This window comes from Kyrpidia spormannii (genome assembly GCF_002804065.1).
Lineage (GTDB): Bacteria > Bacillota > Bacilli > Kyrpidiales > Kyrpidiaceae > Kyrpidia > Kyrpidia spormannii.
Genome location: NZ_CP024955.1, coordinates 3,218,596 through 3,234,184 on the forward strand (window position 1 = coordinate 3,218,596; position 15,589 = coordinate 3,234,184).

Genomic DNA, 15,589 nt, shown 5'->3' on the forward strand with positions numbered 1-15,589 from the left:
CCGGTGATGCCGCTATTCGACAAATTATGACATGCGAAAAAAGGGCTAAAAGATGTCCTGCAGGTTTATGTGCAAGTCCCCGAAAATACCAACCGCAACCGTGTCGTCCTTTCCGTAGACTGTCGGGAACACGTTGTCGTCGACTAGCCCGTGTACCTCAACAATCTGGTTCGATGGGTCGGCGATCCAATACTCACGAACGCCTGCGGCTTTATACGCCCTCGGCTTGGCGGCCTTGTCCTTCTTGGCTGTGGCCGGACTCAGGACTTCGATCACCATGTCGGGAACGCCTACACAACCCTTCGGCTGTATCTTGCTCGGGTCACAGACGATTGTGATGTCCGGCTCCACGTAATTCCCGTCATCCTCTGTGTCCAACCAAACTCCAAAGGGGGCCGGATATGCCGTACACGTCTTGCCCTTCAAATAGACGCTGATTTCGCGAAACAGGTTGCCGACGATCCTTTGGTGCTCCGACGTTGGCGGCGGCGTCATGTCGTAGATCACGCCGTCGATCCGCTCCCACCGTTCCAAACCAGCCGTGCTCGGTTGGTGCTCCATGCGCACCTCCCCTTCCGAATTCTTTCCATATCCATATTGTAGCATGAAATGCACGCCCGTCGGCGACCCGCCCGCCATAGCACAACAGGTGGCCATCACCGCCCCCGTCGCCCGGAGATTTGACGGTTGCGAAAAACTTTTCCGATTACTCGGCCGAATGTCTCCTCACCGTAGACATTTTTGCTTAGTAGTTTTTCAAAAGGTGGACACAACACCCCCCTCGATTTTCGACGGCCCATATTCTTCCACCCTCCACACCTCCACTCAATCCCGCACGCAGTAAATCCGATAGTTCACCCGGTCCCCAGCCCCCCGGTTCTTCACCACCCCCTGCACTTCCATCTCAAACCCCGGAAACCGGTTATCCCAGGCTTCAAACAATCGCAGATACTCGATGATCGCCTTCGACCCCTCATCAAACCGCTCCCCGGGCACGATCACGGGTATCCCCGGCGGATACACCAAACCGATGACCGCCGACACCCGCCCGGGCAGCCCCTCCAGCGGCACCAGCTCCACCTCGCCGTCCACGAGTCGTCCAAATGCCTCGGTGGGGGTGAGGACCGCTTCGGGCAGAACCGCATACATCTCCTCCTGCACCCGGGCGATCTCAGCCTCCCGCAGAAAATCATGCATCTCCTGGGCCAAATCCTTGACCCCCTGGCTCCGGTACCTCCCGGGGTTCGCCCGGTACACCTCGGGCAGCGCCTCTTTCACCGGGCGATTGCTGTCGTACAGCTGCTTGAACGCGTACAACTTCGACACCAGGGTCGACGACTTGCTGCGACTGGCGGCAATCGTAAACAGCACCAACAATGTATAAAATCCGGTCTTCTCCGCCACCACCCCGTGATCCCGGAGGAACGCCGCCACCAGGGGACCCGGGATTCCGGTCGCTTCCGGCCGGCCGGCACTGTCCACCCCCGGCGTCAGGATCGTCACTTTGATGGGGTCGAGCATCGCAAAACCATCCGGCACCCCCTCAAACCCGTGCCACCGATCCCCAGCGCGGATCTGCCAGGGCGCATCACTCCGGGTCAGCCCCTCCAGTCCGGCCAGCGCACGCCTCTCATCGCCTCCCAGCCCTTCCCCCGGCACATCCCCGGCCGCCGCAAACACCGCTTCCACCGTCTCCGGCTGCCAGACGTTGAACCACCAATCCCCCCGCCCCTCGGCCTCCCGGTGGATGCTGTACACCTGCCGGCGGAACTCCAGCGCCCGCTCCACCGCCTCCTGGACCAACCGCTCCCCCGCCTTGCCCATCATCATCCGGGTGCCCACGTCTAAAGAGGCGAGGATCGCGTACTGGGGGGACGTGGAGGTGTGCATCATAAACGCCTCATTGAACCGATCCTCGTCGATGGGCATGCGCCCGTTGCGAATGTGAATCATGGAGGCCTGAGAGAAGGCGGACAGCACCTTGTGGGTGGACACCGTGGAAATCACCGTCGGCAAATCCTTCCGCCGGGTGGCCGGGGACAGTCCGTAGTGCCGCCGGTAGAGAGGGTGAAAAGCCGCGTAGGGAATCCACGCCTCGTCCATGTGGATGTAATCCGCAACTCCCTCCAGCCGCCGCAACAGCCGCTCGGCGTTATAAAGCACCCCGTCGTACGTGGAGTTCGTGATCACCACCATTTTCACCCGCGGGGCCGAACTCGCGGATGAACCCGCGGCCAAACCCGTTTCCGAATCCGCCGACCCGTTGCCGACGCCCACACCGTCCCGTCCGGCCGCCGCGGCCGCCGCAGCCGCCTCCGCCGCCCCGCTGCCCACACGGCCCCCTCCGGCAGCGTCCGCAGCCCCGGGATCCACCGCCCCCGCCTTTCGCCGCATCAGCGGATGGGCCGCCACCCGGGCCCGGATCGCCTCGGGATCCAGCGCCTCCCACCGGGCCGGCCCGATAATCCCCTGCCCGTTGCGGTGGGCCGGCAAAAACACCGGAATCGCCCCGGTCATAATGCAGGCGTTGATCACCGACTTGTGGCAGTTGCGGTCCACCACCACCACATCCCCGGCCTTGAGCAGCGCCCGGTGTACGATCTGGTTGCTCATCGTCGTCCCATTGGTCACAAAAAATGTCCGATCCGCCCCGTGCGCCTCGGCGGCTTCGTCCTCCGCCTCCCGGATCACCCCCTGGTGCTCCAGCAGCGATCCCATCTCCGGCACCGAACTGCACAAATCGGTCAGAAAAATGTTCGGCCCGTAAAAATCATAAAAAATCTTCCCCACCGGAGATTTCAAGAACGCCAGGCCGCCGCTGTGCCCGGGCGTGTGCCAGGCGTCCTTGAACTCGTTAACATAATCGTACAGCCGCCGGAAAAATGGCGGCATCAGGCTCCTGCGATATCCCTCCGCCGCCCGGGCGATCCTCCCGGCGGAAAACTCCGGCTTATCCTCGGTGATCCATACGTACCCCGAAGTCTCTTGGAGCACCTCGTGGGGCAATTCGTCCACCCGCAAAGATTCTGTCAACAAAAAAATCGGCAGGCTCTCCTGGATCTCCCGCACCAGACGGATCAGCCGTTCGATCCGCCGCCCGCCCCCGGGATCGTGATCCGGATCGTCCCAGCTCATCAGCACACAGGAGAGCTCCGGCCGGGTTTTGACGATCAGCTCCGCCTCCTCTTCACCCCGGGCGTTAACAATGGCCAGACCCTGTGCCGCCAGCGCCTCGGCGATGTACCGCACCCCTTCGGCAATGGCCGGCGATGCCTCCGCCGGATCGTGCACCAGAAGAATCGGAAAATCCAGGTCGCTCACCCTCTCTCACCACGATGCCCGAACCGAACATTAACGGTTTACCATTAGCATATCATAGCCCGATCTCTTTTCCCATTCCCCACCTCTTGTCCACTTCACGTGGACAAAGCCGCCACTCCGTCCGATCAAAGGGCGGACACAACACCCTCCTCGCACTTTTACAATCCACAATCTCCCACCTGCCGGCACCCGCAAAAAAAGCGCGGGGCCTCAACAACTCCCCGCGCTCTCATCGGTTCGGCGGCCGATCTCCTCATTCCCCGACCGCCCATCCGAAACCCTTCTTTTACCGCCCCACCCGTCTCACCGTACACTGGGCGTCTTTGATCCCCAAAGCCCGCAGAATATAATACATCGGGCAAAACCCGGTCAGGGCCGAGATGATCAGCATCAACCCGACAAAGGCGTCAAAATACACCCAGTGGGGATGCACCCAAAGCGACAGTCCCGCTCCGATCAAAATGAACACCCCAGCGACAATCCGGATGAGGGAACCCTTTCCGGACTCGACGAACATATCCATCACCCTCCCCTTATGTCAACCCGCCACGCGCCTCACGCGTTCGCCCTCGCCCTGGCCTTCGCTTCTTTCCGCATCCGCGCCTTGGCCCGGCGGATCTCCACCGCATAATACAAAACCGGGATCACGAACAACGTCAACACCGTTGAAGCGATCGTCCCAAACATCAGCGAGATGGCGAGCCCCTGGAAGATCGGGTCGAACAGGATGACAAACGCCCCCACCACCACCGCCGCCGCGGTGAGGAGGATCGGCTTCGAACGGACGACCCCGGCGGTCACCACCGCCGCATCCAGATCCTCGCCTTCCTTGCGCCGGCGCTCGGCGAACTCCACCAGCAAGATCGAGTTCCGCACGATAATGCCGGCCAGGGCGATCACCCCGATCATCGACGTGGCCGTGAAAAAGGCCCCAAAAAGCCAGTGTCCCGGCACCACCCCGATCATGGTGAGCGGAATCGGCGCCATAATCACCAGAGGTGTGATAAAGGACTGGAACCAGGCGACCACCAGAAGGTACATCACCACCAGCGCCACCCCGAAGGCCAATCCGAGGTCCCGGAACACCTCGTAGGTGATCTGCCATTCCCCGTCCCATTTCACCTTGACGCCATTTTCCAGCCAAGGCTGATGGGTCAGGTACTGCTCCACCTTCGCGCCGCTCGGCACATGAATCTGGCTCACGGCGTTCCACATCTTGGCGATATCGTAAGCCGGGCTCTCCTCATACCCCGCCACATCCCCGAACACGTAGGCGACGCTTTGGAGATTCTTCCGGTAGAGCGTCTGCTCCGCCGTCTCCTGTTGAATATTCGCCACCTCGCCCAAAGGAATCAGCTTCCCGGAGGGCGTCGGCACCTGGATGCTCTTCAGCTCATCCAAGCTCGACCGACGGTCCCGGGGCGGTTGCAGCCAGATTTTCACCGGCTCCAGCTCGTGAGGCGGATGCACCAACCCCACCTGGGCCCCGGCCAACATCATTTGCAGCGTCTGGGCCACTTCCTGGTCCGTGATGCCGTTGAGCCGGGCTTGGTCGGTCAGCGTAAACGAATACTGGGTCTGAGGCGCCTGCAGAGACGTGTCCACGTCCACCACGCCGGGCGTCTTCTTGAAAATCTCCGCCGCCTGCTGGACCGCGGCGTACTGGTCGGCGGGATCGTTGCTATAGACCTCGAGCACCAGGGTATCCTGGACCGGCGGCCCCGGCGGCACCTCCACCACCTTAACGTTGGCGCCGTATTTCTCCCCGATGGCCTGTACCGCCGGCCGAATGCGTTTCGCGATATCGTGGCTCTGCTGCTGCCGCTCGCCCTTGGCCACCAGATTCACCTGAATGTCGGCCACGTCCGGGCCTTGGCGCAGGTAGTAGTGGCGGACCAAGCCGTTAAAATTAAAGGGCGACGCGGTCCCGATGTACATTTCGTAATCGGTGACCTCATTGACCGTCGACAGATAATCCCCGATGGCCTTGGTGGCCGCCGCCGTTTGTTCCAGGGTCGTCCCCCGGGGCATGTCGATGACCACCTGAAATTCGCTCTTGTTATCAAACGGCAGCATCTTCATCGCGACGGCCTTCGTGTAAAACAAGATCAATGACGCGAAGAGCAGGAGCACCACCGCGAGGAAGAACAGGTTGCGCTTCTTGCGGCTGTGCACCATGGCCATGAGCACACCCGCGTACATCCGGGAGACCCGGCCGCCGTGCTCTTCGCCGACGTGATACCCGTTGCCGACGTGATCCCCGTTGCCAGAGCGTCCCCCTTCGGCCCCGGGGCCGTCTTCGGACGCGCCTCCCGTCGACATCCCCACACCTGGCGCACCCCCCGGCGACGACGCCGGTCCCACGGCCACCGTACCCTCATCCCCGCCGCCCACACCGGCCGCCGCCGGGACCGCCGCCTTCGGCTCATCCCGCTTCAGCAGCCGCAGCCCAAACCAGGGCGTGACGATAAAAGCCACGAGCAGCGAGAAAAACATCGCAATCGAGGCGTTGATGGGAATCGGCGCCATATACGGCCCCATGAGCCCGCGAACGAAAGCCATGGGAATCAACACGGCAATGACCGTAAAAGTCGCGAGGATCGTGGGATTTCCCACCTCGTCCACCGAATGGACCGCCGCATCCAAGGGCTTGAGCGTTCGCATCCGGAACCACCGGTGCATATTCTCCACGACGACAATGGCGTCGTCCACCAGGATCCCGATGGCAAAGATCAAAGCAAAAAGCGTCACCCGGTTCAGGGTGTACCCGTGCATGTAACTCAGGAACAAAGCCAGCGCCAGGGTCACGGGCACCGCGATGCCCACCACGATGGCCTCCCGGATTCCGAGCACCACCCCGATGAGCAGGATCACCGACGCCGTGGCGATGAGCAGGTGATCGATCAGCTCATTGGCCTTTTCCATCGCCGTCTCTCCGTAATCCCGGGTCACCGTGACCTGCACGTCCGAAGGGATGACCTTGCCCTTGAGATCATCCACCTTCTTGATGACGTCGTTCGCCACCCAGACCGCATTGGTCCCGGGCTTTTTCGAGACGGAGATGGTCACTGCGGGGAAGATGCGCCCGGGGGGCTCGGTCACGCCTTTGTCCGCCGCCCGGGGCCCGGTCCCAAAGAGGACGTACTGATTGACCTCGGAAGGTCCGTCCGTCACCGTGGCCACGTCTTTCAGAAACACCGGGCGCTGCTCATAAACCCCGACCACCAAGTTCTTGACCTGTTCGGGATCCACCAGATACGTCCCGGCTTTGACCTTGAACTGCTTGTTCGCCTCGGCGAACTGGCCGGCGTCCAGGGACTGGTTCCCGCTCTGGAGCGTCCTTTCCAGTGTCAGCGGCGAAATCCCGTAGGCCGCCAACCGGGTGGGATCGACCTCCACCCGGACTTGCCGCTCCCGGCCGCCGATCACCTGGACCTTGGCGACGTTTTCCACCCGGTTGACCTCGTCGGCCACCACCGCAGTGATCCGCCGCAAATCGTAGTCGTTGAGCTTGTTGCTCCACAGGGTCACCGAGACGATGGGCACATCGTCGATGGTCATCGGCTTGACCAAGGGCTGGCCCACGCCGGGGGGAACCTCATCCATGTTGGACATCACTTCGTTATAGGTGCGGACCACCGCGTCGTTCAGGTCGGTACCAACATAGTACCGAAGCGTGATCAGCGCCTGACCGGGCTGGGATGTAGAATAGATATACTCGACCCCTTTGATCTTCCAGAGCTTCTTTTCGAGAACTTTCGTCACCCGGTCCTCCACGTCTTTCGCCGTGGCACCGGGATAAGGGACGAAAATATCGATCATCGGCACGGAGATCTGGGGTTCTTCTTCCCGGGGCGTGTTCAGCACCGCCAGCACGCCCATCAACAGCGCGGCCAGCACCAAAAGCGGCGTGATCTTAGAATTGATGAATGCCTTGGCGATTCTGCCCGAGAGGCCGATCTTCATGAGCCGGTCCTCACTTCCGCCCCGTCGCTCACCCGATCCACGCCGGAGACGACGATCCGTTCACCGGGGTTCAGCCCGCTCAGCACCTCGACCTGATCCCCGGATTCCCGACCCAATGATACATAACGAAGATGGGCCCGGTTCTGGTTATCCACCGTATACACCCCTGTGAATTGCGACCAGCGCACCACCGCCGCCTTCGGGATGAAAATCTTGTCGTTCGGCCCGCCGGTGCCGAGGACCGCCTCGCCAAACATTCCCGGCCGCACCTCCACATCGCCGGGAAGGCGTATCTTCATTTTAAAAGTCCGGCTGGCGGGATCGATCCGGGGAGTGATCTCGTACACCGTCCCGGTAACCGACCGGTTCAAAGCCGGAATGTGCACCGAGACGGTATCACCGATTTTCATGGCCGCGGCCAGTTTCTCTTCGGCATAGACCTCCAGGGCGAAGGGCCCTTTTTCCACCGTCAGGAGAGGCATCCCAGGGCTCGCCATGTCTCCTTCATTCACCGTCTTCGAGGTCACGAACCCGTCAAAGGGCGCTTTCAGGACGGTGTCGCTCAGATTGGCGGACGCCGCCTGGACCGAAGCCTGGGCCTGACCCAAGGCCGCTTGGGCTTCACCGAGCCGGGCCTGGGCTTCCGCCTTCTGGGCCAGAGCCCCCTGAAGGGCGGCCTGGGCTTGGTCATACTGAGCCTTTGCCGCCTGGTAGCGCGTCTGGGCGTGATCGTAATCCTGGCGGCTCGCCGCACCGGCTTCGTACAGCGATTGGGTGCGTTCAAAATCTGATTGAGCGCCCTGAAGGTTCGCCTGGGCCGCTTGTAGACTGGCCTGGGATTGCCGGATCGCCTCGTCGATCTGCGCCTGAACCGACTGGGCCGCCTGAACTCCGGCCTGGGCCTGGGCACTGCCCGCCTGGGCTTGTTTGACAGCCGCCGCCAAGGGTTCCGGATTCAGGACCACCAAGGTCTGGCCTTGCTTGACAAAATCCCCCTCCTTCACCAACACCTGCTGCACCGAGGCCATGATTTTGCTGGCGACCTGGGAGGTCCCGTCGGCGACCACGGTGCCGGGCACCGTGACACCGGTGTGGTCCGCCGATTGTTCCACCGCGGCCACCTTGACCCCGCTGATGCTCGCGGGGGCCCGTTCGGCGGTGCCTGGAGGAATCTTATGTACGAGGACACCGCTCAGGACCAGGAGGAACCCTCCCAGGGGGACGCCGAGGAACAGCACACCCTTCACCCACGTTTTCATACCTACCACCTTTCTGCCGATGAACCGTCCAAGATGCAAGTCGGGGCGAAAGCACCGGTCACCCCTTCGGAGATCTCCCCGAGCTGCGCTTCGGACGAACCGAAACCTTCCGTCACCTCCCTGGCCTTCCGGGCAGGCCTCGGCATTATACCCTACCCGGTACCCTGTTTCACACAACATTATTATGGTAGGAGGGCGGAATCCATGTCAAGCTGCCTTTGACTTTGCGGATTTTCCGTGTCATCCTGGGTAAAAAAGCGGAACCCGCAATACGGTATGTCGCGGGCGGTGGGAGGGGGAGGATTCGTGGAAACTTATCAAACAGTCGGGCGACAAAGCGAGGTGGAGATTGTCATCAAGAAATCCCGGTTCATTGGCCGGGCGGCTCCGGTGGCCAGCGAAGAGGAAGCCGTCTCCCTCCTGGAGGCGATCCGGCGGAAGCACTGGGATGCCACCCACAACTGTTACGCCTACACCATCGGCCCCCATTCCGAGATCCAGCGCTCCAGCGACGACGGGGAACCTGCCGGCACCGCCGGGCGCCCGATCCTCGAAGTTTTGCACCACATGAACCTGCGGGACACCCTCGTGGTGGTCACCCGGTATTTTGGCGGGGTCCTGCTCGGGGCCGGGGGACTGGTCCGGGCCTACGGGCATGCGGCCTCCGAGGCGGTGCGGGCGGCCGGCATTCTCAGCCGCCGCCCCTATGTCCGGGTCCGAATCCGCATCCCCTACCCCGCCTTCGGCAAACTGGACCATCGCCTGGCCCAACGCGGCTGGCCCCGGGAGGAGCCGGTGTTCGCCGAAGACGTTCGGCTCACCGTCTACGTTCCCCGAGGCCGCGAACACGAATGCCAATCTGTGGCGGCGGACGCCACCGGCGGTCAGGTGGACCTCCGATTCGAGGAGGAGGTCTGGTTGGACGAGGTGGACGGGGCAGCCCGGGTCCCTTCCGCCTTATCGGGGGATTTCTCCGGCTCCAATTCCCCCGAAGGGTGAATCCGGCGAAGCTCCGCCGGCGGGACCTGCTCCGTTCCCCGGGGCCGCCCCAGCCAAATCGGCAACCGCCGTTCCACCATGCGCAGTTGATACAACCACTCGATGTGCCGGGCGCGATTCAACTGTTCCTCCACCGAGCGAAGCCTCTGCCTCAGAGAAATAATGCACCCGGCGACAATGAGTTCCGTGACCCCTTCCGCCGATACCTGAAGACCTTGAATACAGGAAAGATCAAAATACCCATAGACTTCATCTCCGGGGATGACGGCGGTGCGAACCTTGAGGGGCACCAGCAGAAATTGATCGTGGAGCGCCAGGGGCACCAGCAACTTTCTGGCCACCTCCCGGCCATAAATTTCGCGCACTTGTCGCAGATCCACCGCCAGAGAGGCGGCCAGACTCTTGAGCAGCCGGGAAGCGGAGGTGGGAAGGAGGTCGAATTCGCCATTCTTCCAGAGGACAAGGGTGACATCTCCCATTTGGTTGTAGACCGGCCAGAACGCCCCGAGTTCCCAGACCTCCCGACCCAAATCCAAAAACTGCATGTTCGATGAGACCCCCTTTACTTGAATGAAATATTATCAATAAAACCATAACGAAATACTCAATACTTGTCTAGCTATTAAGAGTGGTTCGCCTCTTCATTATCCATTTTTAAAAAGTCATTCTTCACTTGTAAAAATTCAGCGCCCTCTCCCCCGCCAAGTTGTGGAAACTGACAGCCTGACCCCGGGGATTGCGCGTTCTATCCTCAAGATGCGCGCAATATCCACCGGAGGCCTCCGGGGAAAGGACTGGACAGATGATTCCACCCATTCCACCGGATCTGCTGATCGAAGCCCGGGCCGGACGCCCGGCTGCTGTGGCGGAGCTCTGGCTTCACCTGCGGCCCCTGGCCGCCATGGTCGCAAGGAAATACCAAAACATCGATCGGGAAGACGCCGAAGGGGAAGCGGCCCTGATTTACCTTGAGGTGCTCCAGATATGGGATCCCGACCGCGGAGTGCCCTTCCCGGCTTTCTTCGCCCGAAAATTTCACCACCGGCTGTGGACCCTGGTGAGGCGGACATCTCGGGAGACGCAAAAACGGGCGAGCTCTGGAGGGCAAGCGGAGGATGGGGGACCCGGGGACATCTTTGCGCTGCTTCGGGACCCCCGATGGGCCGAGCCCTTTCTGGAGGCGGAAATCCGGCTGCTCCTGGCGGGACTCGCGCCCCGGGAACGCCGGGTTCTCGCCGGCCTCCTGAGCGGGCTGCCCTTGTCGGCACTGGCCAAACAAGAAGGGGTCGCCCGCCAGAGCGTCACATATCACCTGCGTCGAGCCTTGAAAAAGTTGGGGCACGACTGGGGAAGATAAAAAAGAGGATAAAAGGGGCCTGAACACGCAGCGGGCCGGGCGGCCACCTGGGCGGCCCTCCGGCCCTCGCTCATTCCGCGGGGGGATCTCCCACCGCAAACATCAACTCACCCTCGGCCACAACCCGGTCTCCTACCAGGGCCCGGCCTTCGCCCTTGCCCACCGACCCTTTCAAGCGGGTCATCTGGACCTCCAGGCGCAGCTGATCCCCGGGCCGGACCTGCTGCCGGAACCGGAAGCGGTCGATCCCGGCAAAAAAGCCGATCTTCCCCCGATAAGCATCGGCGGAAAGGATCGCTACAGCACCGGTTTGGGCCAGGGCTTCCACGATCAACACGCCGGGCATCACAGCGTATTGGGGAAAATGCCCGACAAAAAACGGTTCGTTGACGGTGACGTTCTTGATCCCCACCGCCCGGACGCCGGGTTCCACCTCCAGAATGCAATCCACCAGCAAAAACGGCGGCCGGTGCGGCAGGATTTGTTGAATCTGCTCAGTATGAAGCAATGTGTGTCACCTCCAGGGGCTAGACGGAGAACCACCCATTCCCGAACATCCGGGGGCCTCGGCAGCGCATGAGGGGGGGCCAGCGGCCCACACTAGTCGTACCGCCCTCACTTCCGCGGAACCGGGCGTTGACATAAAAAGCACCTTCCCTTTCCGGGGACGGTGCTCCGGTACATAATCCGGCCCGGCGGCGGATCATGCGGAGGATTGGTTCACTTCGCGAATCTTCGACAAATAAATAAAGCTCGTCAAAAACGAGAACCCCACCGTCAACCACAACAGCTCCGTCATCACCGGCCACTCGAACAGAACAGCCACCACGGTGATGTAGTACAAAACAGTGGTCGCCTTTCCCCAAATCATCGCGGGAATGATCTTCTTGCCCCGGCGGTGGAGCACCCCGGCGCTGACGATCATCGCAACCTCCCGCAAGGCCAAAAGCCCGGCCATCCACCACTGCACCCGGCCGTCGACCACGAAGGAAACGAGAACCGCCACCATCATCAGCTTGTCCGCCAAGGGGTCCAGCATGATCCCCAGCTCCGTCACCTGGCGATGCCGCCTCGCCCAATACCCGTCGAGTACATCCGTCAGCCCGGCCATCATGAGCACTACTAAGGCGCCTTCCATATTCCAGGGCCGAGGCGAAAAAAACACGATTACATACACCGGGATGAGCATAAACCGGACGATGGTGAGGGCGTTGGGTATGTTCACGGGGTGACCTCCTCGAAACAATCCAAACATCATTATACTGCCCCGTGACAGGCCCGGCAATGAAATTGCATCCCCAAAATCCCAAGTATCCCGGTTAGCCCCGCAGATTGTTCGCCATGCTCATCATCTGATCCGCGGTGAGCACCGCCCGGGCACTGAGGGCGTACAAGCGCTCCGCCTCCATGAGTTTGGTCATCACATCGGTGAGATCCACATTCGAGGCCTCCAGATACCCTTGCCGCAACCGTCCAAAGCGCAAAGGATCCGGGACGTCCGCCGGGGTGAGGGGGACCTCGGTGCCGGCGTCGTAAAGATTGTTCCCAGCCTTGATCAACCGCTGGGGGTGATCGAACACCACCCGACCGAGCACGGCAATATCTGTTGGCGTCCCTGCCACAGACCCTGTGATTCGCCCGTCCGGCCCAATGGCGAGGGTCGAGAGATCCACCCCGGTCAAATCGATGGGCGCTCCGTATTCATCCAGTACGACGTGGCCGTCCGCCGTCACGAGAGTGGCTTGACCTGCGGGATCCACCGACACTTGAAAAGACCCATCCCGGGTGTAGCGGATGCCCTCGGGCCCAGATACGACGAAAAATCCTTCCCCTTCCCAGGCGACGTCCAACTTTCGCCCCGTCTCTTGCAGCGGCCCCTGGCTCCAGTCGGATACCCGGGCCGCCGCCCGAACCCCGCTTCCCACCGGCAGCCCCGGCGGCGTGTCCGGGGCGGGGATCCGAACCCCCGGAGCGTAATGAACGGCCAATAAATCTGAGAAAGCGAGATCCTCGCTTTTGTACCCCGTGGTGTTTATGTTTGCCGCATCGTTCGCCATGGCGTTCACCCAATGGCTCGCGGCGCTCATCCCCGATGCGCCGGTCCACAGCACCCTCATCCTCCGAACCCCCTTCTACGTTCTCCCGGTTCAACAGTTTTTGGCACGGGGCCATTACCCGTCCCGCGAAAATTACGCGTTTACCCGCCCGACCTGGTTGACCAGCTTGTCCATGCTCTGGTCCACGGTGTGAATGACCTTTTGGTTCGCCTCATAGGCTCGGACAACGTCGATCATCTGGACCATCGTCTGACCGGGGTCCACGTTCGACTGCTCCAAGAACCCTTGGCGCACCTGGGCGAACGAGGGAACCAACCCGCCCGCCGCGCCCGGTGTGAGCACATAGACGCCCGTGCCTTGTTTCTGGAGCGCGGCCACCGGCGCGTCCACCACCGCCAAGCCTCCGAACACTTCCGCCCCGGTCCCATCGTAGGTGTGCACCGCCCCCGAAGCGTCCAACGCCACCGAAGAGCCCGGGATCACTTGACCGTTCGGCCCCGCCGCCAGCACCCGATATCCATCCCCGGTATACAACTGCCCGTTCGGCCCTTCGATAAACTGCCCGTCCCGGGTGAGCAGAACCTGCCCGTTCGGGCCCTCCACCGCAAAAAAAGCCTCCACCCCGCCGGGCCGGCTTTGCCTCCCCGGCGGATCGATCAAGGCAAAATCCTGGTTGCGCTTCGTCTCCACCAAGGGGCCCGGCGTAAACCGGGGCGGCGCGTCCTCCATCGTCGCCCCCAGGTTGAGTGGCCCGACCCCGGGAGCGAGGGGGAGGGAGATGTCGGAGGCCGGGCTTCCCAGCCGGCGCAGAAACAAATCGCCAAAGGTTCGCAGGGAGGGCTCGTCCTGCTTGTACCCCGGCGTGGAGGCGTTGACGAGGTTATTCGCCACGATCTCCTCCCGGCGCTGCTGGGCGATCATCCCAGACGCCGCAATATAGAGGCCACGAATCATCCGCCGATTCCCCTTTCGCCCCGTATGTATCGCCTCGCTGCGAACACCTTGCTTCCTTAAGATGCGTCCGGCGCCGGTGCGATTCCTGCCTGTCGTCGCAAACTTTCCCGCGGTTGCTGGCGGCAGATCCCGGGCCTGCACTCCGGACCGGAGTCCGCTCTGCAAACCCGGTGCGACTCAGTGACCAGGATGTGGGGGGCATCGTCATCCCGAGTCGCCGGAAACCTTTGTCAGCCTCGTCAGCCTTGTCCCGGGACCTGCGAACAGAAGTGGCGACGACGGCGGACGGATGCAAGGCAAGTCGTCCTGCCACTCCCGTTTTCGCCGGCATGGCCGGCGGTGTCATAACAGCGTGTTCACCATCGTCTGGGGGGATGAACTCTGGCCGTTGCGGTATTTATTCTTCGTGGCCTCCCCGCCCCGCAGGTGCCGAATCGACTTGTGATATTCCAGGATCTCTTTGACTCGGCTGGCCAACTCCGGGTTGATCTCCGGCAGGCGCTCGGTCAGATCTTTGTGCACGGTACTCTTGGATACGCCGAATTCTCGGGCGATCGTGCGCACGGTGTTGCGTGTCTCGACGATATACTCGCCGATTTTGATCGTGCGCTCGCGGATGTAATCGTGCACGCCCTTCGCCTCCCCACATCTCAAAATGTCTGTTACATTCTATGCGGGGAGGGGGTTGCTATGCCTAAGCTGTCGACATCTGAAGCGCGTGGGGGGAAGACGGGCTCACGCCCACTCCCGGAGGTTGACAAACCCCCCGGGGGAGGTTCTCGCCCGGGACGAAGTCCGCACACAAAAAAAGGGAAGCGACCTCGGCGGCCGCCCCCGCAATTCCCCGGCTCCAGGTTACGGAGTTCCGGGTTTGGGAAGCAAGGTTTCCGGATTCACATCTTGACCATCTTTCTTGATCTCCAAATGCACGTGGTTCTTGTCCGCCGCTTCGAACTTGTTGAGACCCGAGGTGCCGATGGGTTGCCCCTGGGTCACCGATTCGCCGGGTTTGACGGACACATCCGCAAGGGATGCGTAGTACAGCGTATACCCGTTATCTGCCGCTATCTCCACCACTTTACCCATCAGCGGGTCATCTTCCACCTTGCTGACCTTCCCCGCCGCAGCGGCCAGAACTTGGAACGGCTTTCCGTTCTGGGCCGAAAGGTCAATACCGTGATGCGGATAGTAGCTGTTGTCGAATTTCACCAGTGCCGCCGCCTGGGCGTCTTTGCTGAGGGTGTCGTCAAAATTCTTCATCGAAACGCTGACCTGGGCGGAAGGATCTGCCGGCCAGATGAACCCCGGCTGCGCTCCCACGGGAACTGCCGGAGGATTGTTGTTGTCAAGGGCGGTGGAGTTCGGCGCCGGCGCCGGCGTCTCATGGGCAAAAGGCCAGACCTGGGCAGTTTTGGCGTACATGAGGGCGATGATTAGGACGGCGGCCGTCAAATAAATGGCTGGGTAGAACCACCGTGTCCGCAGAATATTTCGCCACGTACGTTCCCCAGGGCCGACCGGCGTCCCCTCGGCGGCCATCCTCTCCCCGGGTTCCGCCTGCCCACCCACCGGTGCGTCCGATTCCTGACCCTTGTCGGGCTCGCCCGGTTCCGTATCCCGGGAATGCTCAAAATGCGGGTCTTCTTGTTTCACCTTCATCACCTCAGTAGGCCATT

Annotated in this window: 14 protein-coding genes; 2 read left to right on the forward strand and 12 right to left on the reverse strand. The window is 61.8% G+C overall.

The window, feature by feature from the left end; all coding sequences use genetic code 11:
- Positions 1-45 precede the first annotated feature (45 nt).
- The 5 genes from CVV65_RS15790 to CVV65_RS15810 all read right to left on the reverse strand — a co-directional run bounded on the left by CVV65_RS15790 (position 46) and on the right by CVV65_RS15810 (position 8,546).
- Positions 46-561, reverse strand: coding sequence for a Uma2 family endonuclease (locus CVV65_RS15790; protein WP_232796658.1), 516 nt, complete (start codon positions 559-561; stop codon positions 46-48).
- A 264-nt stretch (positions 562-825) separates the two neighbouring features.
- Complete coding sequence (locus CVV65_RS15795; RefSeq protein WP_100668955.1) at positions 826-3,321, reverse strand: Orn/Lys/Arg family decarboxylase; 2,496 nt, start codon at positions 3,319-3,321, stop codon at positions 826-828.
- Positions 3,322-3,607: 286 nt separating this feature from the next.
- On the reverse strand, positions 3,608-3,844 hold the full coding sequence (locus CVV65_RS15800) for a YgaP family membrane protein (RefSeq protein WP_232796801.1): 237 nt from the start codon (positions 3,842-3,844) through the stop codon (positions 3,608-3,610).
- Between the two features lie 32 nt (positions 3,845-3,876).
- A complete protein-coding gene (locus tag CVV65_RS15805) occupies positions 3,877-7,287 on the reverse strand; it encodes an efflux RND transporter permease subunit (protein ID WP_100668956.1) in 3,411 nt (1,136 codons plus the stop codon).
- Positions 7,284-8,546: an efflux RND transporter periplasmic adaptor subunit gene (locus tag CVV65_RS15810; RefSeq protein WP_157935567.1), complete on the reverse strand. Its 1,263-nt coding sequence runs from the start codon at positions 8,544-8,546 to the stop codon at positions 7,284-7,286. Before CVV65_RS15810 ends, CVV65_RS15805 begins: the two co-directional genes overlap by 4 nt.
- A 306-nt stretch (positions 8,547-8,852) precedes the next feature.
- On the opposite strand from CVV65_RS15810, the gene CVV65_RS15815 reads away from it, so the two are divergent.
- Positions 8,853-9,545: a YigZ family protein gene (locus CVV65_RS15815; protein ID WP_100668958.1), complete on the forward strand. Its 693-nt coding sequence runs from the start codon at positions 8,853-8,855 to the stop codon at positions 9,543-9,545.
- Here the strand turns inward: CVV65_RS15815 and CVV65_RS16620 are convergent.
- Positions 9,431-10,090, reverse strand: a complete 660-nt coding sequence (locus CVV65_RS16620) for a hypothetical protein (RefSeq protein ID WP_133121337.1) — start codon at positions 10,088-10,090, stop codon at positions 9,431-9,433. The genes CVV65_RS15815 and CVV65_RS16620 overlap by 115 nt on opposite strands.
- A 257-nt stretch (positions 10,091-10,347) precedes the next feature.
- On the opposite strand from CVV65_RS16620, the gene CVV65_RS15825 reads away from it, so the two are divergent.
- Positions 10,348-10,902 carry an RNA polymerase sigma factor gene (locus CVV65_RS15825; RefSeq protein WP_100668960.1) on the forward strand — a complete coding sequence of 185 codons (555 nt, stop codon included), beginning with the start codon at positions 10,348-10,350 and terminating at the stop codon, positions 10,900-10,902.
- Between the two features lie 70 nt (positions 10,903-10,972).
- Here the strand turns inward: CVV65_RS15825 and fabZ are convergent, their stop codons facing one another.
- From fabZ to CVV65_RS15855, 6 genes are all read right to left on the reverse strand, one after another.
- Complete coding sequence (gene fabZ / locus CVV65_RS15830; protein ID WP_100668961.1) at positions 10,973-11,410, reverse strand: 3-hydroxyacyl-ACP dehydratase FabZ; 438 nt, start codon at positions 11,408-11,410, stop codon at positions 10,973-10,975.
- 195 nt (positions 11,411-11,605) lie between these two features.
- Positions 11,606-12,127 (reverse strand): CDP-diacylglycerol--glycerol-3-phosphate 3-phosphatidyltransferase, encoded by a 522-nt coding sequence (gene pgsA / locus CVV65_RS15835; protein ID WP_100668962.1) that lies wholly within the window; start codon positions 12,125-12,127, stop codon positions 11,606-11,608.
- A 94-nt stretch (positions 12,128-12,221) separates the two neighbouring features.
- Complete coding sequence (locus tag CVV65_RS15840; protein ID WP_100668963.1) at positions 12,222-13,019, reverse strand: flagellar hook-basal body protein; 798 nt, start codon at positions 13,017-13,019, stop codon at positions 12,222-12,224.
- Between the two features lie 72 nt (positions 13,020-13,091).
- Positions 13,092-13,913, reverse strand: a complete 822-nt coding sequence (locus CVV65_RS15845) for a flagellar hook-basal body protein (RefSeq protein WP_100668964.1) — start codon at positions 13,911-13,913, stop codon at positions 13,092-13,094.
- A 342-nt stretch (positions 13,914-14,255) separates the two neighbouring features.
- Entirely contained in the window at positions 14,256-14,543 is a 288-nt protein-coding gene (gene spoIIID, locus CVV65_RS15850) for a sporulation transcriptional regulator SpoIIID (RefSeq protein WP_100668965.1), read from the reverse strand.
- 225 nt (positions 14,544-14,768) lie between these two features.
- Positions 14,769-15,566 (reverse strand): M23 family metallopeptidase, encoded by a 798-nt coding sequence (locus CVV65_RS15855; RefSeq protein WP_157935568.1) that lies wholly within the window; start codon positions 15,564-15,566, stop codon positions 14,769-14,771.
- Positions 15,567-15,589 lie beyond the last annotated feature (23 nt).

Bases quoted from the DNA above. Each gene is read 5' to 3' on its own strand.
- CVV65_RS15790 (WP_232796658.1), bottom strand. From the start codon at position 561: ATGGAGCACCAACCGAGCACGGCTGGTTTGGAACGGTGGGAGCGGATC.
- CVV65_RS15800 (WP_232796801.1), bottom strand. From the start codon at position 3,844: ATGGATATGTTCGTCGAGTCCGGAAAGGGTTCCCTCATCCGGATTGTC.
- CVV65_RS15805 (WP_100668956.1), bottom strand. From the start codon at position 7,287: ATGAAGATCGGCCTCTCGGGCAGAATCGCCAAGGCATTCATCAATTCT.
- CVV65_RS15810 (WP_157935567.1), bottom strand. From the start codon at position 8,546: ATGAAAACGTGGGTGAAGGGTGTGCTGTTCCTCGGCGTCCCCCTGGGA.
- CVV65_RS16620 (WP_133121337.1), bottom strand. From the start codon at position 10,090: ATGCAGTTTTTGGATTTGGGTCGGGAGGTCTGGGAACTCGGGGCGTTC.
- CVV65_RS15825 (WP_100668960.1), top strand. From the start codon at position 10,348: ATGATTCCACCCATTCCACCGGATCTGCTGATCGAAGCCCGGGCCGGA.
- CVV65_RS15840 (WP_100668963.1), bottom strand. From the start codon at position 13,019: ATGAGGGTGCTGTGGACCGGCGCATCGGGGATGAGCGCCGCGAGCCAT.
- CVV65_RS15845 (WP_100668964.1), bottom strand. From the start codon at position 13,913: ATGATTCGTGGCCTCTATATTGCGGCGTCTGGGATGATCGCCCAGCAG.